This window comes from Vibrio sp. Vb0598, from assembly GCF_033338935.1.
Taxonomy (GTDB): Bacteria; Pseudomonadota; Gammaproteobacteria; order Enterobacterales; family Vibrionaceae; genus Vibrio; species Vibrio alginolyticus.
The window spans coordinates 1-26,700 of the sequence record NZ_JAWOTP010000013.1; the positions used below are offsets into that span (position 1 = coordinate 1).

Annotated in this window: 22 protein-coding genes and 1 tRNA gene; 14 read left to right on the forward strand and 9 right to left on the reverse strand. The window is 44.2% G+C overall.

Annotated elements, in window-relative coordinates; all coding sequences use genetic code 11:
• Positions 1 to 168: 168 nt before the first annotated feature.
• The 3 genes from R7Q38_RS14015 to yejK all read right to left on the reverse strand — a co-directional run bounded on the left by R7Q38_RS14015 (position 169) and on the right by yejK (position 3,846).
• Positions 169 to 1,332, reverse strand: a complete 1,164-nt coding sequence (locus R7Q38_RS14015; RefSeq protein ID WP_213911059.1) for a chemotaxis protein — start codon at positions 1,330 to 1,332, stop codon at positions 169 to 171.
• Between the two features lie 104 nt (positions 1,333 to 1,436).
• Positions 1,437 to 2,765, reverse strand: a complete 1,329-nt coding sequence (locus R7Q38_RS14020) for an Hpt domain-containing protein (protein WP_238844206.1) — start codon at positions 2,763 to 2,765, stop codon at positions 1,437 to 1,439.
• Between the two features lie 82 nt (positions 2,766 to 2,847).
• The gene (gene yejK / locus R7Q38_RS14025; RefSeq protein WP_005380723.1) at positions 2,848 to 3,846 is read right to left on the reverse strand and encodes a nucleoid-associated protein YejK; all 999 of its coding nucleotides are present in this window, start codon (positions 3,844 to 3,846) and stop codon (positions 2,848 to 2,850) included.
• Between the two features lie 85 nt (positions 3,847 to 3,931).
• On the opposite strand from yejK, the gene R7Q38_RS14030 reads away from it, so the two are divergent.
• From R7Q38_RS14030 to R7Q38_RS14040, 3 genes are all read left to right on the forward strand, one after another.
• On the forward strand, positions 3,932 to 4,159 hold the full coding sequence (locus R7Q38_RS14030) for a YejL family protein (protein ID WP_005380722.1): 228 nt from the start codon (positions 3,932 to 3,934) through the stop codon (positions 4,157 to 4,159).
• Positions 4,160 to 4,181: 22 nt separating this feature from the next.
• A complete protein-coding gene (locus tag R7Q38_RS14035) occupies positions 4,182 to 5,990 on the forward strand; it encodes a DUF3413 domain-containing protein (RefSeq protein WP_005380721.1) in 1,809 nt (602 codons plus the stop codon).
• 154 nt (positions 5,991 to 6,144) lie between these two features.
• Positions 6,145 to 6,235, forward strand: a tRNA-Ser gene (locus R7Q38_RS14040).
• A 193-nt stretch (positions 6,236 to 6,428) separates the two neighbouring features.
• Here the strand turns inward: R7Q38_RS14040 and R7Q38_RS14045 are convergent.
• Positions 6,429 to 7,352: a histone deacetylase gene (locus R7Q38_RS14045; RefSeq protein WP_239939136.1), complete on the reverse strand. Its 924-nt coding sequence runs from the start codon at positions 7,350 to 7,352 to the stop codon at positions 6,429 to 6,431.
• Positions 7,353 to 7,623: 271 nt separating this feature from the next.
• Here R7Q38_RS14045 and R7Q38_RS14050 point away from each other — a divergent pair, with 271 nt between their 5' ends.
• Both R7Q38_RS14050 and R7Q38_RS14055 read left to right on the forward strand, forming a co-directional pair.
• Positions 7,624 to 8,313, forward strand: a complete 690-nt coding sequence (locus tag R7Q38_RS14050; RefSeq protein WP_206949290.1) for an SDR family oxidoreductase — start codon at positions 7,624 to 7,626, stop codon at positions 8,311 to 8,313.
• A gap of 183 nt (positions 8,314 to 8,496) precedes the next feature.
• Positions 8,497 to 8,703 (forward strand): hypothetical protein, encoded by a 207-nt coding sequence (locus R7Q38_RS14055; protein WP_005380717.1) that lies wholly within the window; start codon positions 8,497 to 8,499, stop codon positions 8,701 to 8,703.
• A 50-nt stretch (positions 8,704 to 8,753) separates the two neighbouring features.
• Here R7Q38_RS14055 and R7Q38_RS14060 read toward each other — a convergent pair whose 3' ends face one another.
• Both R7Q38_RS14060 and R7Q38_RS14065 read right to left on the reverse strand, forming a co-directional pair.
• On the reverse strand, positions 8,754 to 10,715 hold the full coding sequence (locus R7Q38_RS14060) for a DNA topoisomerase III (protein WP_054577625.1): 1,962 nt from the start codon (positions 10,713 to 10,715) through the stop codon (positions 8,754 to 8,756).
• Between the two features lie 103 nt (positions 10,716 to 10,818).
• On the reverse strand, positions 10,819 to 11,367 hold the full coding sequence (locus tag R7Q38_RS14065) for an NAD(P)H nitroreductase (RefSeq protein WP_005380711.1): 549 nt from the start codon (positions 11,365 to 11,367) through the stop codon (positions 10,819 to 10,821).
• Positions 11,368 to 11,540: 173 nt separating this feature from the next.
• Between R7Q38_RS14065 and R7Q38_RS14070 the strand changes: the two genes are divergently transcribed.
• Positions 11,541 to 12,857 carry an MFS transporter gene (locus R7Q38_RS14070; protein WP_239939135.1) on the forward strand — a complete coding sequence of 439 codons (1,317 nt, stop codon included), beginning with the start codon at positions 11,541 to 11,543 and terminating at the stop codon, positions 12,855 to 12,857.
• Between the two features lie 59 nt (positions 12,858 to 12,916).
• On the opposite strand, the gene R7Q38_RS14075 is transcribed toward R7Q38_RS14070, so the two are convergent.
• Complete coding sequence (locus R7Q38_RS14075; protein WP_025767194.1) at positions 12,917 to 14,929, reverse strand: NADPH-dependent 2,4-dienoyl-CoA reductase; 2,013 nt, start codon at positions 14,927 to 14,929, stop codon at positions 12,917 to 12,919.
• A 224-nt stretch (positions 14,930 to 15,153) separates the two neighbouring features.
• Here R7Q38_RS14075 and sppA point away from each other — a divergent pair, with 224 nt between their 5' ends.
• On the forward strand, positions 15,154 to 17,004 hold the full coding sequence (gene sppA / locus R7Q38_RS14080; RefSeq protein WP_318114265.1) for a signal peptide peptidase SppA: 1,851 nt from the start codon (positions 15,154 to 15,156) through the stop codon (positions 17,002 to 17,004).
• Positions 17,005 to 17,168: 164 nt separating this feature from the next.
• A complete protein-coding gene (gene ansA / locus R7Q38_RS14085) occupies positions 17,169 to 18,182 on the forward strand; it encodes an asparaginase (RefSeq protein ID WP_017635822.1) in 1,014 nt (337 codons plus the stop codon).
• 95 nt (positions 18,183 to 18,277) lie between these two features.
• Here ansA and R7Q38_RS14090 read toward each other — a convergent pair whose 3' ends face one another.
• The gene (locus R7Q38_RS14090) at positions 18,278 to 18,562 is read right to left on the reverse strand and encodes a YeaC family protein (protein ID WP_005380700.1); all 285 of its coding nucleotides are present in this window, start codon (positions 18,560 to 18,562) and stop codon (positions 18,278 to 18,280) included.
• Between the two features lie 101 nt (positions 18,563 to 18,663).
• Between R7Q38_RS14090 and R7Q38_RS14095 the strand changes: the two genes are divergently transcribed.
• Positions 18,664 to 19,485, forward strand: a complete 822-nt coding sequence (locus R7Q38_RS14095) for a DUF2989 domain-containing protein (RefSeq protein ID WP_053306675.1) — start codon at positions 18,664 to 18,666, stop codon at positions 19,483 to 19,485.
• A gap of 117 nt (positions 19,486 to 19,602) precedes the next feature.
• Here the strand turns inward: R7Q38_RS14095 and msrB are convergent, their stop codons facing one another.
• Positions 19,603 to 20,010 carry a peptide-methionine (R)-S-oxide reductase MsrB gene (gene msrB, locus R7Q38_RS14100; protein WP_005380698.1) on the reverse strand — a complete coding sequence of 136 codons (408 nt, stop codon included), beginning with the start codon at positions 20,008 to 20,010 and terminating at the stop codon, positions 19,603 to 19,605.
• 337 nt (positions 20,011 to 20,347) lie between these two features.
• Between msrB and gap the strand changes: the two genes are divergently transcribed.
• From gap to R7Q38_RS14125, 5 genes are all read left to right on the forward strand, one after another.
• Positions 20,348 to 21,343 carry a type I glyceraldehyde-3-phosphate dehydrogenase gene (gene gap / locus R7Q38_RS14105; RefSeq protein ID WP_005380697.1) on the forward strand — a complete coding sequence of 332 codons (996 nt, stop codon included), beginning with the start codon at positions 20,348 to 20,350 and terminating at the stop codon, positions 21,341 to 21,343.
• A 156-nt stretch (positions 21,344 to 21,499) separates the two neighbouring features.
• A complete protein-coding gene (locus tag R7Q38_RS14110) occupies positions 21,500 to 22,384 on the forward strand; it encodes a D-hexose-6-phosphate mutarotase (RefSeq protein WP_017820788.1) in 885 nt (294 codons plus the stop codon).
• A gap of 198 nt (positions 22,385 to 22,582) precedes the next feature.
• Positions 22,583 to 24,619, forward strand: a complete 2,037-nt coding sequence (locus R7Q38_RS14115; protein WP_239938661.1) for a methyl-accepting chemotaxis protein — start codon at positions 22,583 to 22,585, stop codon at positions 24,617 to 24,619.
• A 96-nt stretch (positions 24,620 to 24,715) separates the two neighbouring features.
• Positions 24,716 to 25,543, forward strand: coding sequence for a 23S rRNA (guanine(745)-N(1))-methyltransferase (gene rlmA / locus R7Q38_RS14120; protein ID WP_005380691.1), 828 nt, complete (start codon positions 24,716 to 24,718; stop codon positions 25,541 to 25,543).
• 97 nt (positions 25,544 to 25,640) lie between these two features.
• The gene (locus R7Q38_RS14125) at positions 25,641 to 26,588 is read left to right on the forward strand and encodes a ChaN family lipoprotein (RefSeq protein WP_025767191.1); all 948 of its coding nucleotides are present in this window, start codon (positions 25,641 to 25,643) and stop codon (positions 26,586 to 26,588) included.
• The last annotated feature ends 112 nt before the right edge of the window (positions 26,589 to 26,700 follow it).

Here is a 26,700-nt window from a genome sequence, read left to right on the forward strand (position 1 = left end):
GTGAGTTTAAAAGCGAGGGAGTAATCGCGCTGAGTTCTTTTAGTTGTTGATTTCATAACACTCTCCAATTTTGGGGGGTGGAAAGTGTCAACCTTATTTAGGACGGCACACACAATACTAAAAAAGAGCGCTTTAAAGCGCTCTTTTTTTTATTTCCAAAACAAATCGTTAGCTTTGTTTTACTGGCGTTTTTACGGCTGCACGCTTCCCAAACCAATAGCCCAAGCCAAGCGGTGCAAAGAATATAACGGCAATGAACAGAATAAAGTAGATGATGGTACTTTTGACAAGTTCAATCAGCTTAGTCATTGCGAGATTCACAACCTCTTGCGACACTCGATCCATATCTTGAGCAAACTTCTCGCGCTCATGGGTAATGATCTGTGCGATTTCTTGACGTTCTCTGGCAACCATCAGCTCTATAGCTTGGCGTTCTTCACCCAACTGAGATAAACGCGCCTCCGTCCTTTGATCGATATCGTCAACCAAAGGTTGTAACTCCAGCGCCATTTGTTCTGCCAAATAACGCATGTACTCTGGGTTGTTATCGATAAAATCCCTCATCGAATCAGCGGTAACTTGCAAACTATTGAGCGCCGCATTGACTTTTTCGATACTGGCAGAGCTATTCAAGGCCAACAACTGCGCTTTCCACGTCATAATTTTTGGTGTCTGTTCTGATACCAGACTTAGACGATCAGAGACATCCCCAAGTGCTTCTGGCATCGTGCCTAGCGTTGTAACGGCTTCCTCTTCGCTAATTTGGTTTGCATCTAACCACCCACGGTAAGCCGGAGTCCTAATCATGCTTAAATCAGCGAATGGATGCTGCTTGGCGAACTCTGCAACAAACGTTTGTGTCTTGATGTATGCTTCTTTCTTCAATAAAGATTGAGCCAGTTTATCTACCTCTTTCGCTAAATAAACGGAAACTAACTTGGCCTCATCAGACGCAAAGAGCTCATTACCCGAAGCGGTAGTAAAGAACTGTTCCATTTGTAGCGTGAAAGTCCATGTATCAATCAGTGCAGCCATTGGGGACACTTGGTATGCAGAAGCTTGGATGCCTTCTTCAGCATTTATCTTCCAAAGTAAAATATAAGATTGATGAACTTTATCATGAGGCTCATATTGTTCGTGTAGTGCGTCTGCTGCTTGCTCAACCTGAGCAAAAAACTGCTGCGCATACTCACGAGTCAAAAGACGCATATTGAGCTCTTGTTTGGTAAGAGGGACGGTTTGACTCTCGATCTTGACTTCGAGCAGGGAGCACCCTGAAAGCATCATAACCAGCCCTATCAACATCATTGAAGACATTCGGCGAACGGACATGAAAACACCTTTAACAAATTGTATAGAACAGGAATAAAGCGAACTAAGTCATATAGTTCGAGCCTTTATTACCTCAACTCTTATGACATTAAGTCAGAGCAATATCAATCTGTTAGCGCTTCTGTTATCTTTTCACTATTGAGAACATTATTAGCAAAAAGTATGGTTTGTTTTAGGACATCATCTAAACATGCCAACTTCTCTTCCGGCACTTTTTGCCCTTGTTTAATCAACAGTTCAATATCACCCGAAATACAGTGCAGTGGCATTGCACCTAAACTCCCTGAGACCCCTTTAAGGCTGTGTGCGGCTCTTTGCGCTTGCTCTTTATCCTCTTCTAACAGCTGATACATTTTAGTGCCATCGCCAGAGTGGTCCTGAATAAAGACCTCCAGTAACATCCGCACAGCGCCCTCGTCACCAGACAGAGAATCTAACATTTTATTGATATCTATGTACGGCTCACGTTCCACTACTTCCACTTGTGATGAATTCACCTCATTACAGCTTTTTTCGTTCATTTGGACGTTTTGAAAATTTTCTGACTGAGCTGAGGGAACAGTGTTAGCTCCATTTTCATCATCGCCAACTTGCTCTGACTTTTTATCATCGGTTCTGGGTAGTGGTATCGGTTGAATCGTTTTTGGGGAGAAGGCTCCCCATGAAATGAGGAAAAGGAGCAAACCACTGATTACAGACAACCAAACAATAAAAGTCATTAGCTTCTGTTCCAACTGATCATTTATCGAAGTTAACTGGTTCGGGAAATCTGGATTAAGCAGTTGATTGGATAAATAACTGCCCTGTGCCTGAGCAGATAGTGCGCTTGAGGTTTGAGCAAGCTGGCGCTGAAGAGCACTTCGCTCTTCGGGAGAGAGCGTCTCTGATTCAATAAAAAGTCGGTCTAAGTCACGGTAAGTATCGCTATTCGTTGCAGAGTCACTAAAGACAGACTCAAAAACAAGCGCACCTAAGCGATAGTACATTGCCTGAATTTGATCAGAGTTTTCTGTTCGAGCACGGCTGCTTCGTAACTGTTCTGCTAACGAAACCAATTCACTGTCACTTCTTACAAAAGCTCGAGCACTTTCTAAAAATCGGTCGGTCGTATAAAGCAATTGAGTGATGTCTGGTGTGATTTTCCCTTCAGAAAACTCACTTTCAAGCTGTAAGCGAACTGCATAAGCCAACTGAAGTTTCAGTGAAATTTGGTCGACGTGTTTAACACGGTAAGGCAGATCGAAGTTAAAAAAGTGCCTGACTTCTTCAACTTTACTTCCTAACTCATTTACAGTCGAAATCGTTTGAATCGTTTGTTTGGCTTGCAGCCAAATGCCAAGTGCTAAAACACACCACAAAACGAACCAGAACCAAACAAACCGCCGTATTTCTTCTTTTAGCTTCAGCAACACTTGCCCCTCGCATATCTCCATTAATTACAAGCATATACTATGGATGTTTCTTATTCACATAAAAAAAGAGAGCCGTTTGCTCTCTTTATTTAACGATATGATTTTAATTGCGACTTAACTGATCTTTTAGATTTGGAGGCGTCCCTTTAATCGTTAAGGTATCCGTCTCTGGATCATAAAAAATACGCTCGCCAAGTAAGAGACTATCGAAGCTAATATTCAAACCACCACCAGCTCCAACAAATTTAGTCAGTTTGCGAACCGTCGCACGATCACCTGGGAAAGACTCTTCAAGTTCGTACCCTTGCTCTTTGGTGAAATCCATAAAGCTCGTGCCATCTTGGCTTTGAGGAAGCTCTCCGGAAAGCTCTGAGATTTGAACTTCATCACCGGATTTAATTTGCTCATTGCAGTAGTCGTAAACTTGTTTCTTGTACTCGTTCACTTCTTGCTTTTCTAGCTTCGAGTCAGCACAAAAATCATCCACCGCCTGCATCAACACTAAGTTTTGTTGTTTAGTATCTAAGCCAATATCCGCTTGCAGAAAATCTAGGAAGAAGTCCGCCACTTTACGGCCAACGCGTCCTTTAATGTATTGCAGATAACGATTGGATTCCTTGTCGGTCTCGTAGCTCGACAGGTCGATGCGTGCGGCAATATCCATTTTGGTGATATCTAAGTAATCTGTCGCACTGATGTCCAAACCTTCGGTCACTTTTAAACTTTGATTCATTGGTAGGATACCGATGAACAAGTAGTCCGTTGCTAAACTCTGATACTCTGCGAAAACCAAGATACCTTCATCCGCAAATGGGTACTTAATCAACTCTTCTTTCAAGCGATTTGCACTAATTTGTGAGAAGTCGTAAAAATCTCGCTCTCCTTTGCGCATTTCTTGAAGCCAAAATTGAAATTCGCTGTCTGACTGGAAAGCGCCAAAACCTTTACCAGCTTTAGAATGGAATACTCGGTGAAGCTCAGCGACTAAGTTTTCTGTAGATGCATCGTTCTCTAATGATGCTGGACGAAAGTTTACAACCAGCTCGTCCTGATCGTTTTTGCACAGTTGATGCAGAATAACGTTTGAAAGATGAAGACTCATAGTGATTTTATCTTGCTACAAGGTTTTAGTTGATGGGCATTGTAGGTTATCATAAGCCGCTTTTACTATCATTATTAGAGTCTTTATGCCGATTACATCTAAATATACTGACGAGCAAGTAGAAAAAATTCTTGCTGAAGTAGCAACAGTTCTTGAAAAACACGCTGCTTCTCCTGAGTTGACGCTAATGATTGCCGGAAATATCGCAACCAATGTCTTAAATCAACGTGTTGCTGCTTCACAACGCAAAGCGATTGCTGAAAAATTTGCTCAGGCGCTGATGTCTTCTTTAGAAACACCAAAAACACACTAATCACGGACAATAGAACACATACATGGTAGACAGCGGAAACTCATACGGCGAACGTGTATCTCGACTAGTTGGTTGGGGTCACTGGTTTGCATTCTTCAATATCGTTGCATCGATGTTGATAGGCACACGCTACATTGTTCAGTCTCCTTGGCCCGAGACGTTACTTGGTCAGTTTTATCTGGCGGTTTCTTGGGTTGGTCACTTTGGCTTTCTAGTTTTCGCACTTTACTTGCTTGTTCTATTCCCGTTGACGTTTATCCTGCCATCGCGGAAGTTGTTCCGTTTGGTGGCAGTGATTTTCGCAACCGTTGGGCAAACCATATTATTAATTGATACCCAAGCGTATCAGTCGATCAATTTGCACTTAACTCCCGTTGTCTGGGAGTTACTATTCAGCGAAGACAAAAGTGCGCTCAGCACTGACCTACAACATTTATTTGTTGTGATGCCGCTGATCTTCCTTATTCAACTCGCACTATCCGAATGGGTATGGCGAAAACAGCGCAAACTATCTCATAAGCACGTAGGACGCCCTCTCGCGGCCGTCTTTTTCCTCAGCTTTATGACCAGCCATTTGGTTTACATTTGGGCAGATGCATATTTTTACAACCCAATTACTAGCCAGCGTTCAAACTTCCCTTTGTCTTATCCGATGACGGCGAAGAGTTTTATGGAAAAACATGGTCTACTTGACCGTGAGGAATACCTAAAACGTTTAGCAGAAAACGAAGGCAACGTAGAGTTAGTCAACTACCCTCTTGAAAAGCTTGAGTTTAACCGCCGAGTTAATAAGCTCAATGTGTTGATGATCAGCATAAATAATTTACGAGCGGATGCGCTTAACCAAGAAGAGATGCCTAACCTCTATGAGTTTGCTGAAAACAATCAGAACTTCCGTAATCATTACAGCTCAAGTAATGATACATACGGGGCCTTTGGTTTGTTCTATGGCTTACCGACCAGTTATGCATCAAGCATCAAGGCGCAAGGTGCTTCCCCAGTATTGCTCGATGTACTGAAAGATCAGGGCTACAACTTTGGTTTATTCAGTGGCAGTGGGTTTGAAGATGATCTCTACTCAGAAATTATTTTCCGCGACTTGAACTTAGCGGAAGACCTAGATGGCACGCAAGCTCATACCGATAAACAATCTATCGCAAACTGGAATACATGGTTAGCAGAGAAAGCAAGTCAGCCATGGTTTAGTTACATCGAAGTCACCACCGTTGATAATTTTGAATCGATTCCTTCAAATAATGACGAAGAAATGCCCGCAAGTGAGCGATTCAAAAAAGCTTATGAATATGCAGTGAAGTCGGCGGATAGAACTATCGCCGGTATTATTGATGAACTAGAAACGACGGGACAACTGACAAACACCATCGTAATCATCACTTCTAATCACGGTAGTGAATTTAACGAAACCAATACGAACAGCTGGGGAGCAAACAGCAACTACAGCCGTTATCAATTACAAGTTCCGATGGTGATCCATTGGCCTGGAATGCTGGCTGGCGAGTTTAATCACAGCACAAGCCACTTGGACCTCTCGGTTACACTGTTGCAAGATATGCTCGGCGTATCTTCCAACCCATATGATTACAGTAGTGGTCGCAACCTATTCGATGAAAGCCGTCGTCGCTGGATCTTGGCGGGCGATACTCGCGAGCTTGCCTTAATTACTAGCTCGCAAACCACAGTGATCGATAAGTTTGGCAACTACAAGCTGTATGACAAAAACTACAAACGACTTAGAGATGATGCACCGAAGTTGCCAGTTTTGATGCAAGGTTTAACTGAGTTACAGCGTTTTTATTCTAAAAACGATTAATACCTAGCAATCCATATACTATTCAAACTCCCCTTTTTGGGGAGTTTTTGTTTATTTAAACAACACAAACCACAAATTTGCGCAGTAAACATCCAATCAGTTCAACTAGGGGTTTACAACATTTTCAAAGCCTTATATTATGCGCCTCAACAACGGAGAGATGGCTGAGTGGTTGAAAGCACCGGTCTTGAAAACCGGCATACGTTAATAGCGTATCTAGGGTTCAAATCCCTATCTCTCCGCCACTTTTAGAAAAAGCCCGCTAAGAAATTAGCGGGCTTTTTTGCATCTCCAGACTTAAAAGATTTGTACAAATCACTTATCACTTCTTGAACGCAACTAAGCACTCCGCCACACTCCGAAAGAACCCACAAAAAATTAATGCCCTTTTCGTTCGTTCCAGTGTTGAATCAATTTGATATTTACATCTAGTTGTATCTACTCATCAATAAAGACTTCTTTAGCGGCATTGATAAGCTGCAAATGAATTGGGACGAGGTCAGCATGATTCGTTCGATATCCACCTCCAACGACAGCTGCGACAGGGATACCTCGAGATTTCACTGTTTGCATTAAAAATCTATCACGTTCTAAAATCCCTTGCGTCGACACATCAAAATATCCAAGCTCATCGTCTTGATGTATATCGACACCAGCATCGTAGATAACCAAATCAGGGCGATGAAGATTAAGTGCCATATCGACCACTTCTTTAAACGCCATTAAAAAATCCTCATCACCTGTTCCTCGCGCCATAGGCACATCGAGGTCAGACTGAGGCTTCCTCGCTGGGAAGTTTTTATCACAGTGGAAAGAAAGCGTGATGATATCTGGCTCATCGTCACATAAAGTTGCTGTTCCATCCCCATGGTGAACATCACTATCAATGATCAATACTTTATCGACATGCTCGACTTCGAGCGCTTGCCTGGCCGCGATCACTAAGTCATTAAATAAACAAAAACCACTGCCAAACTCTTTGTGTGCGTGGTGATACCCACCACTCAAATGAATGGCCACACCGTACTCAAGTGCCTTTTTTGCGGTCAGAGCCGTGCCCGCTGCTGAAGTTAGCGTTCTGGTAATGAGAGACTCACTCCAAGGAAAACCTATTCGGCGCATCTTCGCAGCTGGCATGTTTCCACTAACAAGTAACTCGACGTATTCCTCGTCATGAACACGTTTTACTTCCCCAACAGTTAATGCTTCGGGCTGGAAAAACTGCGCGTGCTCTTTCCAGTTATCTTTCTCCATATGCACCAATACCGATTCATAGAGGTACTGGTATTTCATAATTGGGTAACGATGCCCCTCTGGCAACTCAAGTTGAGAATAAATCGGGTGGTAGATAAATGGCAGCATGAGAAATTCTTAATAACAATGGTAACGAAATAGTATCAACTTAAAGGGTTGAATAAAACGCAATTTAATTGATAATGATTTTCAATATCAATTAAATTTAATATACATATGAATTCTACTTTCTTTGCTATTCTCGGCGCACTGTTTGGCTCTCTTTGTGCCCTGTCCCTATTTTCATCTCTTGTTGTTGGTGCGTGGTGGTTGGTTGATTTTATTGTGCTTAACTAACACAATGACTTTCAACTGAAATCAAAAAAACATAGGTGTTTGTATGAGTCAAACCGTCTTTATTACCGGAGCAAATCGCGGCATTGGCCTTAGCTTAACTGAGCTGTACCTGAAGCAAGGCCACCAAGTACATGCTACTAGCCGTTCCTTAGAGAACAGTTCAGAACTACAAACTCTAGCCTCACAATTCAGTAATCTGGTTTTGCACGAACTGGATGTCACTCACTACGAACAAGTCGCTAAGCTTGCCGATAAACTCCCTGCCATCGACTTACTCATCAATAATGCAGGATATTACGGCCCCAAGGGATATGGCTTTGGAAACACTGACGTAGAAGCATGGCGTAAAGTCTTCGAAGTAAACACCATTGCTCCGTTAAAACTGGTTGAGTACTGTTACCCTCGCTTACAACAAGGCAAGATAAAAAAGATTGCTTGTATCTCATCAAAAGTCGGCAGTATGACCGAAAATACGTCCGGTGGCGGCTATATTTATCGCTCATCGAAAGCGGCGCTTAACTCGGTTGTTAAAAGCTTAAGTAATGATTTAACACCTGAAGGGTTTACTGTTTTGGCGCTTCACCCTGGTTGGGTAAAAACGGCGATGGGCGGGCCAAATGCTTTGATAGATACGCAAACCTCCGCACAAGGCCTAGCGAACGTGATAGAGCTGAGCACACCGCAGCTTTCAGGTCGATTTATTAACTACGATGGTACTGAGTTACCTTGGTAGCAGCATTAAGACACAACCATCACTAAACCAAATATCATCAAAGCCAGGCTTCATAATCGTGACTTGGTTGGCAAACATAATGTTCATCAGTGATCCACCAGCATAATTCGTGCAATCTAACTTGAATTTATCTACATCCAATCCAGACTTAGGAAAAAGTAGAACAAATAAGGAGAAAGCACGATGGCAGCAGATAGGGATTTGGTTAATTTTAGCGAAGAGCACGAACTAAATTACTGCTTGAGAAGTGCTGGTAAACGCCAAACTCAAGCGAATCGAGATACATTAGTTGACTTGGGCAACCAGGTGAAAGAGGTACTGGACAAACGCGTGTTAACTCAAGGTGAAGTAAGAGGCGCGATCCAAAACCACGGTGATCTGTTCGAGTAATCTATTTTCAAGCATGCGCGGAGTTTAATTACGCCGCGCTTGTCCTTTGCCTACTTACCTTTGGTTGAACGAGATTTAGTCGCGCCACCATTCTTTGAATAACTGCGCTTTTTACGTTTAAACGCAGGACGTTCCACCTTGGGTAGATGACGTAATGAATCAGGGATAGGCCCTGCTTTTACTTGTGCCATCAAGCTATCAATGCGTTGTTCCAGTGCTTGCATGAACGGCTGATATGCTTGATTTCTCTCTGCCATACCTTGTAACTGGTGCTCCCAATGAGCCGTCATATCAGGGTATGTTGAATCTTCTGGCAAGGCATGAATGAGACCTCTTCCCGCAGGAGAACTGAGAATTGACTTACCTTGACGCGTAAGCAGTTGGCGTTTGAACAGCGTGTCCAAAATACCAGCGCGAGTCGCTTCCGTGCCTAGCCCATCAGTGTCACGAAGGATTTTTTTCAGTTCTTTATCCGCAACATAACGGGCGATCCCGGTCATCGCTTGCAACAGCGATGCCTCGGTAAAATGCTTTGGTGGCTCGGTTTTTCGGTCTTTTATTTCCCCTTCACGACAAGTTAACACGGTGCCTTCGGGTAGCGGTGGCACGGCATCAATACCTTCATCTTCCTTGTCAGTTTTGCCCATTAGCGCTTTCCAACCCGGCGAAACTAACTGACGACCTTTCGCGACAAACGTACCACCAGCGATATCGAAAACCAATTTCGCTTCTGCGTAAACCGCCGCCGGATAGAACTGCATGAGGTACTGGCGCGCAATCAATTGATACACTTTCATCTCATTGCCGGAAAGCGCATTCACATTAGCTTGCTTCGGTGTAGGGATAATCGCATGGTGCGCATCCACTTTTTTATCGTTCCAGGCTTTGGACTTTAATGTTAAGTCTGCTCCCTGAACGGCAACTTGCAACTCTTTTGCGTTATTCGCAATAGCAGTTGTCACCGTCCCTGCTTGTGAGTAGTGTTCCATTGGTAAATAGCGACAATCTGAACGCGGGTAAGTGATCAGCTTGTGCTTTTCATACAATGCCTGACAAGTATCTAGTACTTGTTGCGCACTCATACCATAGCGCTTCGCGGCATCGATCTGTAAAGCAGATAACGAATAGGGTAATGGTGCTGATTGCTTGGTTTGCTTTTGTTCCGACTCTGTCACTTTTGCGGGTTGATTTGCAATACGGTTTGCAACATTTTCCACCAACTTACGGTTTAATACTCGACCTTCTTCGTCCTGCCAAGGCTTGCATGCCTCACTTGGCTTCCAACGAGCACGAATATCAAAAGTACCATTGGCATCTTGATATGGGATCAGAGCATGTAGGGTAAAATAGTCCTTCGGGACAAAGTTTTCGATTTCTTCATCACGACGCACCACTAAGCCAAGAACTGGCGTTTGCACTCGCCCTACCGAGAGAACACCTTGATACCCTGCTTTTTGACCAAGCAAGGTATAAGCACGAGACATGTTCATACCATACAGCCAATCAGCCCGAGAGCGGGCCAATGCAGAAACTGAAAGTGGGATAAACTCTCGATTACTGCGCATAGAACTGAGTGCACGTTTAACCGCAGGTAAGTTCAAGTCGGAAATCAGCAAACGCTGTGTGGATTCCTTCTTGGTTTTAGATAACTTGCAATAGTCGAGGACTTCATCAACTAACAGCTGCCCCTCGCGGTCAGGGTCTCCTGCATGAATGACTTCGTTAGCTTCTTTGAGCAATTTGCGAATCACTGTTAATTGCTTACTTGCACTTTTCCTCGGTCTGAGCTGCCATTGCTGCGGAACAATTGGTAAATCTGCCATATTCCACTTTTTATAACGCTCATCGTAAGCGTCGGGTTCGACTTGTTCGAGTAAGTGGCCGATACACCAAGTAACGATATCCCCGTTCCCACAGCGGATGAATCCTTGATCTTTCTTTTGAGGGTTTGGCAGTGCAGCGGCAATCGCACGGCCTAAACTTGGTTTTTCAGCAATAAACAGACGAGACATAACGTTTTGGAAATAAATATAATTAGGGCCACATTATCGAATGTAGCCCTAATAAATCAAGAAAAACTGTATAAATAAACAGTCAATTTATTTAAGTTTTCAGTTATAGAAATTCAACAAACTGAGAAAGGTCACGCTCAGGAACTTTCATCGGTGTACAACCAGGCGTGCCTAAGTACAAGAAACCAACAATCTCATCGTCACCTTCTAAACCAAATGCTTGATGAACTTCTGGATGGAACATCCACTTACCTGAGCGCCAAAATCCTTGAAAGCCTTGTGCTACGGCTGCCATTTGCATCGCTTGTACAGCGCATCCCGCAGATAAGTGTTGCTCTAGTGCTGGTACTTTCTCATGTTCTGTTACTTTAGCAATCACCGTGATCACCATTGGTGCGCGAAATGGGGCATTCTTTACCTTTTCGACCACCGCTTCATCACTATTTTCAGCTTCTGCCGCTTTTACCAAGATATCTGACAGTTTTTTCAAACCATCGCCCTGTGCGATAACGAAACGCCAAGGGGTTAATCCCGCATGGTCAGGCGCACGAAGGCCAGCACGAATGATGTTCTCAAGAGCTTTACCTTCTGGTGCAGGCGCGGATAACTTCGCGATAGATCGGCGATTGAGCAAAAGATCGAGAGCGTCCATGAAAGAATCCTTATTGAATATCGTTGTTATTTTGTTTACGCCACTTTAGCACAATCTGCTCCTGCGAATAACAACCGGTTTTCTGTGGGCTTGATAACGTGCTTCACTTAACATCAATCTGGGTTTAATGTTAATTTATTCGCGAAATGAATAAGTTGAACATAGGCAGGTTGATGAACAAGGACAAACAAAACAGCATTTACGAAAAGATCGTTAATGACGAAGATGCCCGTGCCTGTAAGGCGATTCCTGAATCAGCTTGTCATCAAGTTCCCGGCAACTTTCTTAAAATCATTCTCGCTCAGTTTTTAACGAAAGTCGGCGATGCGTTAATCAATCCTAAAGTCACGTTGCCGTGGATACTACAAAGTCTCGGGGCTCCGGTTTACTTAATTGGTTGGCTGGTTCCTATTCGTGAGTCAGGATCCCTTATCCCACAACTTAGCATCGCGCACTACATCCGACGCATTCCAGTAAGAAAATGGGTCTGGGTAATTGGCAGCATCTTGCAGGCTCTTTCCATATTTGCAATCGGATTGGTCGCATTAACTCTAACAGGAGCAGCTGCGGGTTATGGTGTGATTGCATGCCTTGTGATCTTCAGCCTCTCACGCGGTTTAAATTCCGTCGCATCAAAAGATATATTGGGCAAAACCATCCCTAAAAACCAACGAGGTCAAGTCAACGGCTGGTCTTCAAGCGCTGCTGGCCTGGTTACGCTGCTTTTCGCGAGCCTTCTGGCACTAGCCTGGTTATGGGACGTAGAGCCGACAGAGCGCTTTTACGGTCTGAGTTTAGGCTTAGCGGGCGTCATATGGCTCATCGCGGCATTCGTCTATGCGCGAATTAATGAGTATGCCGGTGAGGTAGACGGTGGTCGAAATGGCGTCCTCGAAGCATTTAAACAACTCGCGTTACTTAAGACAGACGTGACCTTTCGTCGATTCGTTATCACGCGGACACTATTTTTATGTTCTGCGCTGAGTGCACCGTACTACGTTGTGCTGGCACAGCAATCTCTGGGTGGACAGATCTGGGTGCTAGCTCTCTTTATGTTTGCGAGTGGCTTAGCCTCCTTTGTGTCAGGTCCTTTCTGGGGAAGAATGTCCGATCGCTCTAGCCGCAGTGTGATGGTCATAGGCGCAATGATGAGCGCGCTACTTGGTGTTGTGTTATTTGTTTACGATACATGGGTCACCGCTAGCCAAAGCTTCCTATTCGTGATTCCTCTGCTTTACTTTTGTGTTTGTATTGCCCACGACGGAATACGAGTCGGACGAAAAACCTATTTAGTTGATATCGCAGAAGGTGACAAACGAACGAGCTATGTAGCCGTGAGTAACACAGTGGTTGGGATAATGCTGCTTCTAATGAGCTCTCTTGGTGTTATGTCGAACTTCTTGAGCCTTTCAGCTGTGGTGTTAGTGTTCTCTTTTATTACTTTTTCTGGCGTGGTAATGGCCAAACAACTGCCAGATATCAGTGACTAGTTCTATACAAAAAAGCTGCGCTCAAAGCGCAGCTTTTATGGTAAACACACATTAAAAGGCTAGAGTTTTACCGCCAATTTAACACCTTGACGAATCGCACGCACAGCATCAAGTTCACCCGCATGGTCAGCTCCGCCAATGATATGAATTTTCTCTCCAAGTTCAGACCATTTATCTTCAAATGGACGAACAGACTCTTGCCCCGCACAAATGACGACTTTGTCCGCGTTCAATAATTGTTCTTTTCCATCTACATGAATGTGCAAACCTTGATCATCAATTTTATCGTAAGACACGCCACCGACTAAATGTACGCCACGTTTTTCAAGGGTACGTTTATGGATCCAACCTGTTGTTTTACCCGGACCTTTACCTACACGACCTTTACGACGCTGAAGCACCCAGACTTCTTTATCGCTGACCGCATCAGGATAAGGGTATAAACCACCCGGTTGGGACATCTCCTTGTCGATTCCCCATTCATGCAACCAGTCATCCAACGTTTGTCCAACTGGCTCTGTGAGCATGGTCGCGACATCTACGCCAATGCCACCAGCACCAACGATAGCCACTTTCTCACCAACTGGCGTTTTGTCTCGAATGAGAGTTTGATAGTCGACGACTTTCTCTGGATTATCAATTCCATCAATATTGACTTTACGTGGCTCAACACCCGATGCCATCACTATCTCATCGTATTCTGTGAGTAAGTCATAGTTCGCTTCCGTCGATAAGTGCAGATTCACGCCTGTTTCATCAATACGGTTAGCGAAATATCGTATCGTCTCTCGAAACTCTTCCTTACCAGGGATCTGCATCGCAAGACGGAACTGACCACCGATGCGGTCGTTCTTTTCGAACAAATCAACCTTATGGCCACGTTCAGCCAGTGTGGTCGCACAAGCCAAGCCCGCAGGTCCAGCACCAACAACTGCAATGTTTTTCTTTTTAAAGGCTGGTTCAACAACAATTTCGGTTTCATAGCACGCTAGAGGGTTCACTAAGCAACTGGCGCGCTTACCTTTAAACACGTTATCTAGACACGCCTGATTACAACCAATACACGTATTAATAAGCTGCGCTTTTTCCTGTTCGGCTTTAGCAACAAAGTAAGGATCGGCCAAGAATGGGCGCGCCATCGAAACCATGTCGGCATGACCTGAAGATAAAATACGTTCTGCTTCATCTGGCGTATTTATACGGTTGCAAGTGATAATAGGAACCGAAACGTGAGGTTTAACTTTTTCCGTAACCCATGTAAACGCACCGCGTGGTACTTGAGTCGCAATTGTCGGAATTCGAGCCTCATGCCAACCGATACCCGTATTAATAATCGTGACGCCAGCCTCTTCAAGTGCTTTCGCCAATTCGATAACGTCTTCAAAAGTGCTGCCCTGCTCGACAAGATCCAGCATAGAAAGACGGAAGATGATGATGAACTTGTCACCTACCGCCTTGCGTACCGCTTTAACAATTTCTAGCGGAAAACGCATACGTTTTTTATAGCTGCCACCCCATTCGTCGTAACGCATATTAGTACGTTTACATAAGAATTGGTTTATCAAGTAACCTTCCGAGCCCATTAACTCGACGCCATCATAACCAGCAAGCTGTGCTAACTCCGCACTATTAGCAAACGCGTCGATGGTTTTCTTTATCTGGCGGTCGCTCATTTCACTCGGAGCAAACTTTGCAATTGGCGCTTTAATGCCAGATGCACTTTGCGAGAATGGATGCATTGCATAACGCCCAGCATGGAGAATTTGCAACGCAATTTTACCACCGTGCTTGTGCACCGCTTCTGTCACAACTTTATGGGCTTTAGCATGTTTTGGCTTGCTGAATTCAGCACTCAACGGGTGTAAACGACCGCGTAAGTTAGGAGAAAAACCTCCGGTTACAATCAGTCCGACACCGCCTTTCGCGCGTTCTTCATAAAAAGCAGCGAGCTTCTGTAATCCTTCTTTGTGCTCTTCTAAGCCCGTGTGCATTGATCCCATCAGAACTCGGTTTCGTAATTGTGTGAAACCGAGATCCAGTGGCTTTAATAGGTTTGGGTACATGGCAGACATCACTTAACATCCATTGTTATTATCATGGTCTGACCAGATTAAGCCTGCTCAACCAAAAAATCAAACAAGCGTTTACATTTTTGTAACACCGATCAATCTCGTGTGAAAATATGCCAATTGTTGAGTGGTCGTGATAAGCTAAAAAAATGTTATCTTTTGAGATCTTAGAGATAAGAACCCATACTTTGTTAGACTCGGCGTAACTATCTCGTTATGGAGACAAGATGAAAAAACTCTTCAAATTTATTGGTTTGATATTTAAAGGGATATGGAAAAGTATCACTTTCATCAGACTCGCACTGGCAAACCTAATTTTCTTGCTGATGATTGCCGTTTTCTACTTTGCCTTTACTTATACCGGAGACGGTCAACCTGTCGTCGAAAAAGAATCGGCATTGGTGATGAACCTTTCAGGCCCAATTGTCGAACAAAGACGTTATGTAAACCCAATGGACTCTTTTGCTGGTTCCCTTTTGGGTAATGAGTTACCGAAAGAAAACGTCCTTTTCGATATCGTTGATACTATTCGCTACGCGAAAGACGATCCTAAAGTATCTGGATTAGTGCTAGCACTGCGAGACATGCCAGAAACAAATCTCACGAAACTACGTTACATCGCGAAAGCGTTGAACGAATTTAAAGCGTCAGGCAAACCCGTTTACGCCGTAGGTGATTTCTACAACCAAAGCCAATATTACTTGGCAAGTTACGCTGACAAAGTTTATCTGGCACCTGATGGTGGTGTATTGATTAAAGGTTACAGCGCTTACTCAATGTACTACAAAACGTTACTTGAAAAGCTTGACGTTTCCACTCATGTTTTTCGCGTAGGTACTTATAAATCCGCTATCGAACCGTTTATTCGTGATGACATGTCCGATGCGGCGAAAGAGTCAGCAACACGCTGGGTTACTCAATTGTGGAGTACTTTTATTGATGACGTAACAACAAACCGAAACATTGATGCGAAAGTGCTTAATCCAACCATGGATGAGCTGATTAACGAGATGAAGTCTGTAAATGGCGATATTGCTCAGCTCGCAGTCAAACTGGGGCTAGTGGATGAACTTGCGACACGCCAAGACATTCGCACTCTATTTGCAAAACAGTTTGGTAGTGACGGCAAAGACAGCTACAACGCGATTGGTTACTACGACTACCTTGCAACGATTCGTCCCGATTACACACTACCTCAGCACGACATCGCCGTTGTTCTAGCCAGTGGCGCGATTATGGACGGTCAACAACCTCGCGGAACTGTTGGTGGTGACACGGTCGCAAGCTTGCTGCGTCAAGCACGCAATGATGAAAAAGTGAAAGCGGTCGTATTACGAGTAGATAGTCCAGGAGGCAGTGCCTTTGCTTCTGAAGTGATTCGTAACGAAGTAGAAGCTCTGAAGCAAGCAGGTAAGCCGGTTGTTGTATCCATGTCGAGTTTGGCCGCTTCTGGTGGTTATTGGATTTCAATGAGCGCAGACAAAATCGTTGCTCAACCAACAACCCTGACGGGCTCCATTGGTATATTTAGTGTCATCACCACGTTTGAAAAAGGCTTTAGCAAGTTAGGTATTAATACTGATGGCGTTGGCACATCGCCGTTCTCAGGTGACGGTATTACCACTGGCCTTTCTGAGGGCGCGTCTCAAGTGTTCCAATTAGGTATCGAACACGGTTACAAGCGCTTTATTTCTCTAGTTGGCGAGAATCGCGATATGTCTCTAGAGGAAGTTGACAAAGTTGCTCAAGGTCGAGTTTGGACTGGCCAAGATGCACTATCCTTTGGTCTTGTCGATCAAATGGGTGACTTTGATGATGCTGTAGAGCTAGCGGCGAAACTAGCGAACGTGACCGATTACGGCATTTACTGGGTAGAAGAGCCTCTTTCACCTACTGAACTATTTCTGCAAGAGTTTATGAAACAGGTGAAAGTCTCTCTAGGTATTGATGCAACAAGCTTGCTACCAAAAAGTCTTCAACCCGTAGCTCAACAATTCGAACAAGACGCAAGCTTGCTCCAAAGCTTCAACGATCCTAAAGGTCAATACGCATTTTGTTTGAACTGCCAAGTGCAGTAGTTTTTCCATCAATATTACAAAGGGCGCTTCTACTTGAAGTGCCCTTTTTATTAGGCTTTGCATCTCCTCAGATGACTTTCTGATGCTGTGCGTATAGCCTCGCATCTCAAGGTTATTTAGGTATATAATCCCCGCCTCTGTTCCCCTACACGAAAGAAAAAACGATGACTAGAAAACACATCTACATCGCTTACACCGGTGGTACCATCGGAATGCAAAAATCCGACCACGGCTATGTGCCTGTTGCTGGCTTTATGGAAAAGCAATTAGCAAGCATGCCCGAATTCCATCGTCCTGAAATGCCGGATTACACCATCCACGAATACGACCCTCTGATTGACTCATCAGATATGACACCTGCTGACTGGCAGCAGATTGCGAATGATATTCGTGACAACTATGACAAATACGATGGTTTCGTTATCCTACATGGTACTGACACCATGGCGTACACAGCGTCCGCATTGTCTTTCATGCTTGAAAACCTTGGTAAGCCAGTGATTGTAACGGGTTCACAAATCCCTCTCGCAGAGCTGCGTTCTGACGGCCAAGCAAACCTATTAAACGCGCTACATATTGCGGCAAACTACCCGATCAACGAAGTAACTTTGTTCTTCAATAATCAATTGATGCGTGGTAACCGCAGCACAAAATCTCATGCAGACGGTTTTAATGCCTTTACTTCACCAAACCTTCCTCCACTATTGGAAGCTGGGATCAATATTCAAGTTAGCAACAGCGTAACCGTTGGTGCACAACCAGAAGGTGAGTTTAAGGTTCACAACATCACGCCACAACCAATCGGTGTGATCACCATGTACCCTGGTATTTCACACGAAGTTATCCGCAACACGCTTCGTCAGCCCGTGAATGCGATGATTCTTCTGACTTTTGGTGTCGGTAATGCTCCTCAGAACCCTGAGCTGCTTGGTCACCTGAAAGAAGCCTCTGAGCGCGGCGTTATTGTTGTCAACCTGACTCAGTGTTTGGCAGGTAAAGTGAATATGGGCGGATATGCCACAGGTTGTGCGCTCGCAGACTCTGGTGTTATCAGTGGCTTTGACATGACGCCCGAAGCGGCGCTGGCAAAACTACACTACCTTCTAAGCCAAAACCTTTCTTACGAAGAAGTAAAAGAGAGAATGCAACAAGTACTGCGTGGTGAAATGAGCCTGTAAGTTCAAGCTTTCTACGATCTAAAAAGCCCAATACAGTTTGGGCTTTTTTCTTTCAAAATCAAAATAATAAAATTTTGAGAAATAAGGCGTAAGGATTAATCAATGTTCGGATTGACACGAACAATATCGCTCTCTTCTCCGCTGAATTGTTTTTTAAGCTCTTGTTTTGATTTAAAACTGATTTCACCACCGGCTGCAACCGTCATATGCTGCGCATCAGTATTATGTTTTGATTGATACAACATCACAGCTTGCATACACGAATCTCGCTGCTCTTTAGAAAGTGTTGTACCCTCAGGCCATCTTCCCGTTTCTACTGCATAGACTAAGCGATCATAAACTTCTGGAGTCATCGCTTGTAATAGTTGTTCTGCGTCCATAGTGTACCTTCTTATTACATTCTATTTACAGAACATAACGGGTTAAGAAACTGAGTCAAGAATACGAAAATGAATTGGTGTAACGGATCACAAGCAAAGCCATGAAAAGAACAAACTGGTTACTTCTCAGCCTCGCATGTTTTGCGCTATCGGGCTGTTTTGAAGGTAACGTGACAACCGAAGAGTTGTGCCAAAAAACACCAGAGCTACGTTGCGAGCAGCTCAATATGGATGACGGCCAATGTCGAATTCCAAGAACAAATTTGGTTTGGCATCGGTTTGAGCAATTGAAAAACCCATCAGAGGCCAACCAAATCATCGAATACGGTCTGGTCGCTGAATATAGGAAATGCTTAGAACTCGCCTCCCAGATCACCCCTATTGATCAAAGTGCTCTCAAAAGACAACGCTTTAATGCATTGGTACACAGTATTGATGAGCTAGAGCGCATCGTAAACGAGTTAAAAGGCTCAGAAGACCCGGCTACTTTGTATTTCTTATGGTCTCAAACGGGAGATACTCAAGCTCGGCGCGCATTTTTACAAATGGAAGGGTCTCCCCAATTAAATAATGCTGAGATGCAATATGCATTAGCCACTTTTTATACCAACCGAGATACCAAGAAAACCCTGGAGCTTCTTAATAACGCGTTGTCTTTATCTGATGAAGACAACATCAATCCGGTCATTCTCAAGTCAATGGCAAGTATTCATCAAGGGCTTGGAGACAAAGAGCAAGCGTATCTATGGGCAATGGTCGCGAAGAGATTCGACGTACCGCTTGCTGATGAAAAGCAGCTCCAACGTATGTTCAATTTCAGTCATCCAGAGCGATATAAGCAGTTGGATGAATTAGCCGAATCGGTGGCGAAAGCCATAGAGAAAGGTATCTATTCCCCAACAATGATACCCACTGAGATATAAACGAAAAACTCCCGCAATGAGCGGGAGTTTTTATTTAAGTCGAGCGACACTCAGATCACTGTTGAGCTTGAATCATCCTGAAAGGATAAAACAATCTCGAGCACAATTTTGTCGTTATTATTCTGATTTGTTGAAAATTAACGACACAGAATTAACACAAAAACGCTCTCCTGTGGTCTGTGGGCCATCTTCAAAAACGTGCCCTAGATGGCTATCACACGTTGCACAACGAATCTCTGTACGTACCATTCCGTGACTTAGATCTTCTAAATAGCGCACCGCTTGATCGTTGATAGGCGCATCAAAACTTGGCCATCCGCAGCCAGAGTCATACTTGTTATCAGAGACAAAGAGAGGGGCATTACAACAAGTACAAGCATAAACACCAGTTTCCTTATTATGCAGTAGCTTACCGCTGAAAGGAGGCTCTGTACCTTGCTCTCGGCAAACACGGAACTCTTCATCAGACAGTTGCTCACGCCACTGTTCATCTGACTTCGTCACTTTTTTCCCGCTTTGTTCCACGACTTTCGGCTCCTTATTTACTGTTCTTGGTATTGACTTTTTTAGCAAAAAACTTGCTTCTCTTAACAGTTGTAGCACATACTTTCTCACCAGGACACCATGCGTAATTAATTTGATAAGAGCACTTATCTCACCAGTTATATTACGCCAACTGGGCTGCAGAAGAATCAGTTAAAAGTTTAAAAAACGTACATTTGCAAAGAATTGTTAAAAAAAGCGTCGCTTTTTTTTGACTTTAAACAAGTTAAGTCCGATTATCACTTGCAGATGTTTACTGGATTCTGTAATTTTACTACCAGTTATCTTTAATCAGAAATTAAGTTGTGGAGCAACTATAATGACTATCAAAGTAGGTATTAACGGTTTTGGCCGTATCGGTCGTTTCGTATTCCGTGCAGCGCAAGAGCGCAACGACATCGAAGTAGTAGGTATTAACGACCTTATCGATGTAGATTACATGGCATACATGCTTAAGTATGACTCAACTCACGGCCGTTTCAACGGTACTGTTGAAGTTGAAGGCGGTAACCTAATCGTTAACGGTAAAACTGTACGTGTTACTGCAGAGCGCAACCCTGAAGACCTAAAATGGGACGAAATCGGTGTTGACGTTGTAGCTGAAGCAACTGGTCTTTTCCTAACTGACGAGACTGCACGTAAGCACATCACTGCTGGCGCGAAAAAAGTTGTACTAACTGGTCCTTCTAAAGACGCTACTCCAATGTTCGTTAACGGCGTAAACTTCGACACTTACGCTGGTCAAGACATCGTTTCTAACGCTTCTTGTACTACTAACTGTCTAGCGCCTATCGCTAAAGTTCTTAACGACAAGTTCGGTATCGAATCTGGTCTTATGACTACAGTTCACGCAACTACAGCAACTCAAAAAACTGTAGATGGTCCTTCTGCTAAAGACTGGCGCGGTGGTCGTGGTGCTTCTCAAAACATCATCCCATCTTCAACTGGTGCTGCTAAAGCTGTAGGCGTTGTACTTCCAGAAGTAAACGGCAAACTAACTGGTATGGCTTTCCGCGTACCAACTGCTAACGTTTCTGTAGTTGACCTAACTGTTAACCTAGTTAACGGTGCTTCTTACGAAGACATCTGTAAAGCGATGAAAGAAGCTTCTGAAGGCGAACTAAAAGGCGTTCTAGGCTACACTGAAGATGCAGTTGTATCTCAAGACTTCATCGGCGAAGTTTGCACTTCAGTATTCGATGCTAAAGCTGGTATCGCGCTAACTGACAAATTCGTTAAAGTTGTATCTTGGTACGACAACGAAATCGGTTACTCAAACAAAGTTCTAGACCTAATCGCTCACATCTCTAAGTAATTAGAAAGTTAGCAATTAGCGAATAACTTCGTTAAAGAAAAGGCGGCTCTAGAGTCGCCTTTTTTGTATCTGGAATTTGAGAGAATGCAGGCTCGATGTTGCATTTAATGTGCGAAGCGCGTCTAAAAGCTCTCCCCCAGCGATAGGAAACTACACATGGATTTAAAAACTCTCCCAGCCCTAACGGTGCTATCTGATAACGTCACTATCGTTGAAGTTGATCAGATAAAAATCGTCCGCGTGATTCATGACAAAGCAACGGCAGGCATCTCGCTACACGGTGGTCATGTCGTGTCGTTCACGCCTAAAGGTCAAGAAGATCTGATCTGGATGAGCGAAAAAGCTGTCTTCGATGGTAAAGCTGCTCTTCGCGGTGGCATTCCGGTTTGTTGGCCTTGGTTTGGGCGTATTGCTGCTCCAGCTCACGGCTTTGCCCGCACCGCAGAATGGGAGTTGGTTGAACATCGTGAGAACCATAACGGTGTGATTGTTGAACTTGCTCTGTTCCCGACAGAAGAAATCCACGATATTTGGCCCCATATGTTTGACGCTCGTTTGGTGATTGAAGTGGGCGATGAGCTAAAAGTGACGCTCAAAGTCATGAACATTGATGACGAGGCTTGGACCTTCTCTGGCGCATTACATACTTACCTAAACGTTGGAGACATTAAGCAAGCACAAACGACAGGCATGGGTGCCGAGTACATTGATAGCTTGAAAGCTGATGCGGTATGCCAAGGTGGTAATGTTCTACAACTAACTGACACCATTGATCGCGTTTACACGCAACCAGAAGCGAAAATTTTGGTAAAAGACCCGGTATTGGATCGTACGCTAAGCGTACACAACCAAGGCCACAACTCAGCAGTATTATGGAACCCTTGGGCAGAAGGTGCGCAAAGCATGGGTGACATGGCTGACGATGGTTATCAAACCATGTTGTGTGTGGAGTCTGCTGTTCATGCACCAAGTATTGAGCAAGGTCAAACCCTCCAACCAGGTGAGACACATGAACTTGTCACTGTCATTTCAGCGCAGTAAGAATCACCATATAAAGGCCGGGGATACCCGGCTTTTTTTGTAATAAAAACTCTGCTTAGATGGTCCTATCTTTACTAACTTATTGGTTACTGGTCACTTTTGACGGTTTCATTAATAAATATCAAAAAAATTGATCATATAAACCGATAGCATACCGATACAAAACTCATAAATAATAAAAATATCAGGAATTAGTCTATGTTAGAGAGATACCGAAATCAAAGTGTCGGATTCCAGTTGAAACTGGTGATCACTTTGTGTCTATTCATTGCTTTCAGCAGTATTGCAGCGCTTGTTTACCGCAACGCTTCCGATGTTCTATTGGAAAGCACACTGAAAGAACACCAATCTAAAGTAGAATCAATGGCAAAAACCATTGCTGGCCAATTCGATGCTTACCTGCACACCGCTAAAGTCCTCGAATCTACTTTTCGCAATGGCTACCTTGCCGGTGTCTATGTCGAAAATTACACGGTTGACTTCATGGGACATGAAGTACCAAACATCACTCAATACAGTGAAAGCTTAATTAATGACACCAAGTTGGTCGACAGTTTCACACGTGATACCGGCGCTATAGCAACGCTATTCGCACCATTGGGTGACGACTTTATTCGGGTGTCCACCTCCCTAAAAGATCCACAAGGTCAGCGAGCGGTCGGAACCACGCTAGGCATCAACCATCCTGGTTATCAGCAACTTAAAGCAGGACAACCGTATTACGCTCAAATTAAATTGTATGGCGAGCGCTACATTACCTACTATGCCCCAATCAAAGATGCGACAGGAAAGGTAGCAGGCCTATCGTTTATTGGCTTACCAGTAGACCAAGCGACACAAACCTTATTCGATGCACTCGAAGAGATAAAATGGGGCGGCACTGGTTACACCATTATCGTTGATAACGACGAAAACAATCTTGGTAAATACCTACTTCATCCAGCAAAAAGCGGCTCAGATTCGTCAATACTAGAAGTCGCCGACTACAATGGTCACAAGCCTTTTGGCCAGATTTTCGAACAATCTAGTGGATTAATTCGCTACCCTTTCGAGTACCAAGGTAACGTAGGCGAAAAGTATCTTGTCTACACAGAGGTTCCAGGTTGGAACTGGAAACTGCTAGGCGGTACGTTTATCAAAGAAGTTACAAAAGGTAGCGACACGCTTCTCACACTCATTGCCATCATTTCTTCGGTAGCGGCAATCATTACTTTTGTTGTACTGACACTTTTCTTGAATCACAGCTTACAACCTCTCACGACTCTAAACTCATACATGACTCGCTTAGCCGGCGGCGAAGTCAGCTTGAGCATCCCAGCGTCTCGTAAAGCATCAAAGAATGAAATTACGAACCTGAGCTCGGGTGTCGCCAGTATGGCAAGTCAGCTCAATGAACTTGTCGGTAAGATCCGTTCAACAAGCGACTTAGTGGAGAGCAACTCCACCAGCGTTGCCAACGATGCACATAGCAATTTGACCCAAGCCGACCGACAACAACAAGAAGTCGAGCAAGTTGTGACAGCGATTGAAGAAATGGCCTCTTCCGCTCAATCTGTCGCACAACAAGTCGAAAGCATTGCGGAAAACGTACGCTCAGCAAATACCGATAGCCAGTCTGGTCTCGCGATTGTTGAAGGCGTATGTATCGACGTTGCTCAACTTAACGATCAATTGGATCAATCAGCAACGGCTATCGAGCAAGTAAATCGCGATAGCGAGAGTATTCAAACCGTCACTAAAATGATTGATGAAATTGCTGAGCAAACCAATTTACTTGCCTTGAATGCCGCCATTGAAGCAGCACGAGCAGGTGAACAAGGCCGTGGCTTCGCAGTTGTAGCAGATGAAGTGCGCACACTTGCGCACCGAACCCAAAGCTCAGTTCAGGATGTCGTGGAAATTATCGAGAAACTAAAAGGGTCGACTCATAATGCAGTTAATATGATGACAGACAGCCAACGCAGTGCAAACCAGGTCTTGGACAAAGCACAAGACGCGGGCACAGCATTAGAAGCCATCGCAGTACAAGTGCAGTCGATAGCCTCTCAAGCCGACGCCATTGCAGCGACTTCAGAAGAACAAGCTCAAGTTTCACAAGAAATTGCAGCAAATGCCCATTCTATCAGTGAACTTAACCGAGAAAGCCGCAACACGAGCGCAAAAACCTCGCAAAGTGCCATTGAACTTCAACAACAAGCACGAAACTTGAAAGAGCAAGTCGACTTCTTCCACTAATACTTAATAAGAGCCGACCCAGTCGGCTCTTTTTGTTTCACTTGATACCACGCTTTTTGATAGAATTTGCCGCCCTACTTTCTGTTCGAGATCGTCATGAACTATCAATGCCCTCTATGCCACCAAGCTCTAGCGTTAAATGAAAAAACGTTTAAGTGCGAAAACAATCATCAGTTTGACTTAGCAAAAGAAGGCTACGTTAACTTGATGCCAGCGCACCACAAACGTTCTAAAGATCCTGGTGACAACAAAGAGATGATGCAAGCTCGTCGTCGATTCCTCGAAGGAGATTACTACAACCCAATGCGCCAAGAAGTGGCGCAGCTGTGTGCAACATACACTGAGGGGAGCACCCATCAATTATTAGATATTGGTTGTGGTGAAGGTTACTACACAGATCAAGTACAAAAGACGATAGAAACACAAGCGAACCATGCCACGATTTATGGCTTAGACATTTCCAAAGTTGCCATTCGTTACGCGGCGAAGCGTTACACGCACTGCAACTTTAGTGTGGCTTCTAGTCACCGACTTCCCTTCGCAAATGAATCCTTAGATGCCATTTTGCGCATTTATGCCCCGTGTAAAGCTGAGGAGCTGCAGCGCGTTGTAAAAAACGACGGCGTTGTTGTCACGGTTACTCCTGCTAGCCGCCACTTATACCAACTGCGTGAGCGCATTTATCAAGAAGTTCGTCTTCACAATGAAGAACCAGAACATATTGAAGGGTTTGAATTAGAGCACCAGCAGCATCTTAACTATGTTATGGACTTGAAAAACGGAGCCGCAATCGATTTATTGCAAATGACGCCATTCGCATGGAAAGCAACCGATGCTCTTCGTGAAGAGTTGAAATCCGCTACACTTTTCCAATGTGAGGCTGATTTTATGTTGCGTGTATATCGCAAAAAAACACTCAATTAATACGTCAAAAAAACAACAAACGCAAATAGTTATCATTTATATTGATTCATTGCTCAGCCTCCATTAATATCATCCGGACATTTTTGGAGGCTTTTCAATGCGCTTTTCTACTTTGAGCTTGCTCTTTGCAGGCTTACTTACTGGTTGCTCTTCATATACGCACACCAACTCTCACGCAACCTCAGCGGAAGTCACTAGTTTTTACGACTACCAACTATACACCCCTTCTGGCGAGCACATCGCTCTAAGCAAACTGCCAATTGAGCTGCAACAAGCAGATGTCATTCTTATTGGTGAATGGCACACACACGCCGGCATTCATCGCTTTCAAACCGATATGCTCAAACAACTTACGTCCTACGACCGCTCACTCGCGTTATCTATGGAACAATTTACCCGTGACAAACAACCTGTTGTTGACGCTTACCTACGTGGGGAGATCGGCGAACAGTACTTAATGAAACAAGCCAACGCTTGGCCCAATTATCAAAGCGACTATCGCCCTCTCGTGGAGTTTGCTAAGCAGAAAAATCTCCCGGTCATTGCAGCAAATGCACCAAAGAGCATTGTTCGATGCATTGGTCGACAAGGGCTAGATTACATTAACAAGCTCGATGATGATCAGCGGATGTTCATTGCACAAGCCATCAACACTGGTAGTAGTCCGTACAAAGAAAAGTTCATGGCATCCATGCATCACGGTAAGCCAGAGCAGACGGAAAAACAGTTTGCAGCTCAAGTTACTTGGGATGAAACTATGGCGGAATCTATCGTTAGCTACCTAGACGACAACCCAAGCGCTCAGGTTGTCCATGTTGCAGGCAAGTTTCACACCGAGCAAGGGTTGGGTACGGCAGCATCAATCTTAAGCCGCAACCCGAGCTTAAAAGTGGTTGTAATTAGCCCAACAGATAACGTGCTTTCCGATAATACTGACTATCAGTTAGAGGTTCTCGCACCACCAGTACGGTATGTACAAGATGCTCACCGCATGGCGGCATATCAACATCTAACTAAACGCAATAACGATCTTCAATGTAAGTAGCTGGTCTTCAATTTAAGTTACTACCTTGTCGTTGCGTTGCATCATCACACCGCTCCGAGTTCATCGAGTGACAAGGGTCTGCTTCCTGCTGGTCTATTTTTTGCTAATGATC

Excerpts from the sequence above, each read along its gene's own strand:
- R7Q38_RS14015 (WP_213911059.1), bottom strand. The coding sequence starts at position 1,332 with ATGTCCGTTCGCCGAATGTCTTCAATGATGTTGATAGGGCTGGTTATG.
- R7Q38_RS14020 (WP_238844206.1), bottom strand. The coding sequence starts at position 2,765 with ATGGAGATATGCGAGGGGCAAGTGTTGCTGAAGCTAAAAGAAGAAATA.
- yejK (WP_005380723.1), bottom strand. The coding sequence starts at position 3,846 with ATGAGTCTTCATCTTTCAAACGTTATTCTGCATCAACTGTGCAAAAAC.
- R7Q38_RS14030 (WP_005380722.1), top strand. The coding sequence starts at position 3,932 with ATGCCGATTACATCTAAATATACTGACGAGCAAGTAGAAAAAATTCTT.
- R7Q38_RS14035 (WP_005380721.1), top strand. The coding sequence starts at position 4,182 with ATGGTAGACAGCGGAAACTCATACGGCGAACGTGTATCTCGACTAGTT.
- R7Q38_RS14045 (WP_239939136.1), bottom strand. The coding sequence starts at position 7,352 with ATGCTGCCATTTATCTACCACCCGATTTATTCTCAACTTGAGTTGCCA.
- R7Q38_RS14050 (WP_206949290.1), top strand. The coding sequence starts at position 7,624 with ATGAGTCAAACCGTCTTTATTACCGGAGCAAATCGCGGCATTGGCCTT.
- R7Q38_RS14055 (WP_005380717.1), top strand. The coding sequence starts at position 8,497 with ATGGCAGCAGATAGGGATTTGGTTAATTTTAGCGAAGAGCACGAACTA.
- R7Q38_RS14060 (WP_054577625.1), bottom strand. The coding sequence starts at position 10,715 with ATGTCTCGTCTGTTTATTGCTGAAAAACCAAGTTTAGGCCGTGCGATT.
- R7Q38_RS14065 (WP_005380711.1), bottom strand. The coding sequence starts at position 11,367 with ATGGACGCTCTCGATCTTTTGCTCAATCGCCGATCTATCGCGAAGTTA.
- R7Q38_RS14070 (WP_239939135.1), top strand. The coding sequence starts at position 11,541 with ATGAACAAGGACAAACAAAACAGCATTTACGAAAAGATCGTTAATGAC.
- R7Q38_RS14075 (WP_025767194.1), bottom strand. The coding sequence starts at position 14,929 with ATGTCTGCCATGTACCCAAACCTATTAAAGCCACTGGATCTCGGTTTC.
- sppA (WP_318114265.1), top strand. The coding sequence starts at position 15,154 with ATGAAAAAACTCTTCAAATTTATTGGTTTGATATTTAAAGGGATATGG.
- ansA (WP_017635822.1), top strand. The coding sequence starts at position 17,169 with ATGACTAGAAAACACATCTACATCGCTTACACCGGTGGTACCATCGGA.
- R7Q38_RS14090 (WP_005380700.1), bottom strand. The coding sequence starts at position 18,562 with ATGGACGCAGAACAACTATTACAAGCGATGACTCCAGAAGTTTATGAT.
- R7Q38_RS14095 (WP_053306675.1), top strand. The coding sequence starts at position 18,664 with ATGAAAAGAACAAACTGGTTACTTCTCAGCCTCGCATGTTTTGCGCTA.
- gap (WP_005380697.1), top strand. The coding sequence starts at position 20,348 with ATGACTATCAAAGTAGGTATTAACGGTTTTGGCCGTATCGGTCGTTTC.
- R7Q38_RS14110 (WP_017820788.1), top strand. The coding sequence starts at position 21,500 with ATGGATTTAAAAACTCTCCCAGCCCTAACGGTGCTATCTGATAACGTC.
- R7Q38_RS14115 (WP_239938661.1), top strand. The coding sequence starts at position 22,583 with ATGTTAGAGAGATACCGAAATCAAAGTGTCGGATTCCAGTTGAAACTG.
- rlmA (WP_005380691.1), top strand. The coding sequence starts at position 24,716 with ATGAACTATCAATGCCCTCTATGCCACCAAGCTCTAGCGTTAAATGAA.
- R7Q38_RS14125 (WP_025767191.1), top strand. The coding sequence starts at position 25,641 with ATGCGCTTTTCTACTTTGAGCTTGCTCTTTGCAGGCTTACTTACTGGT.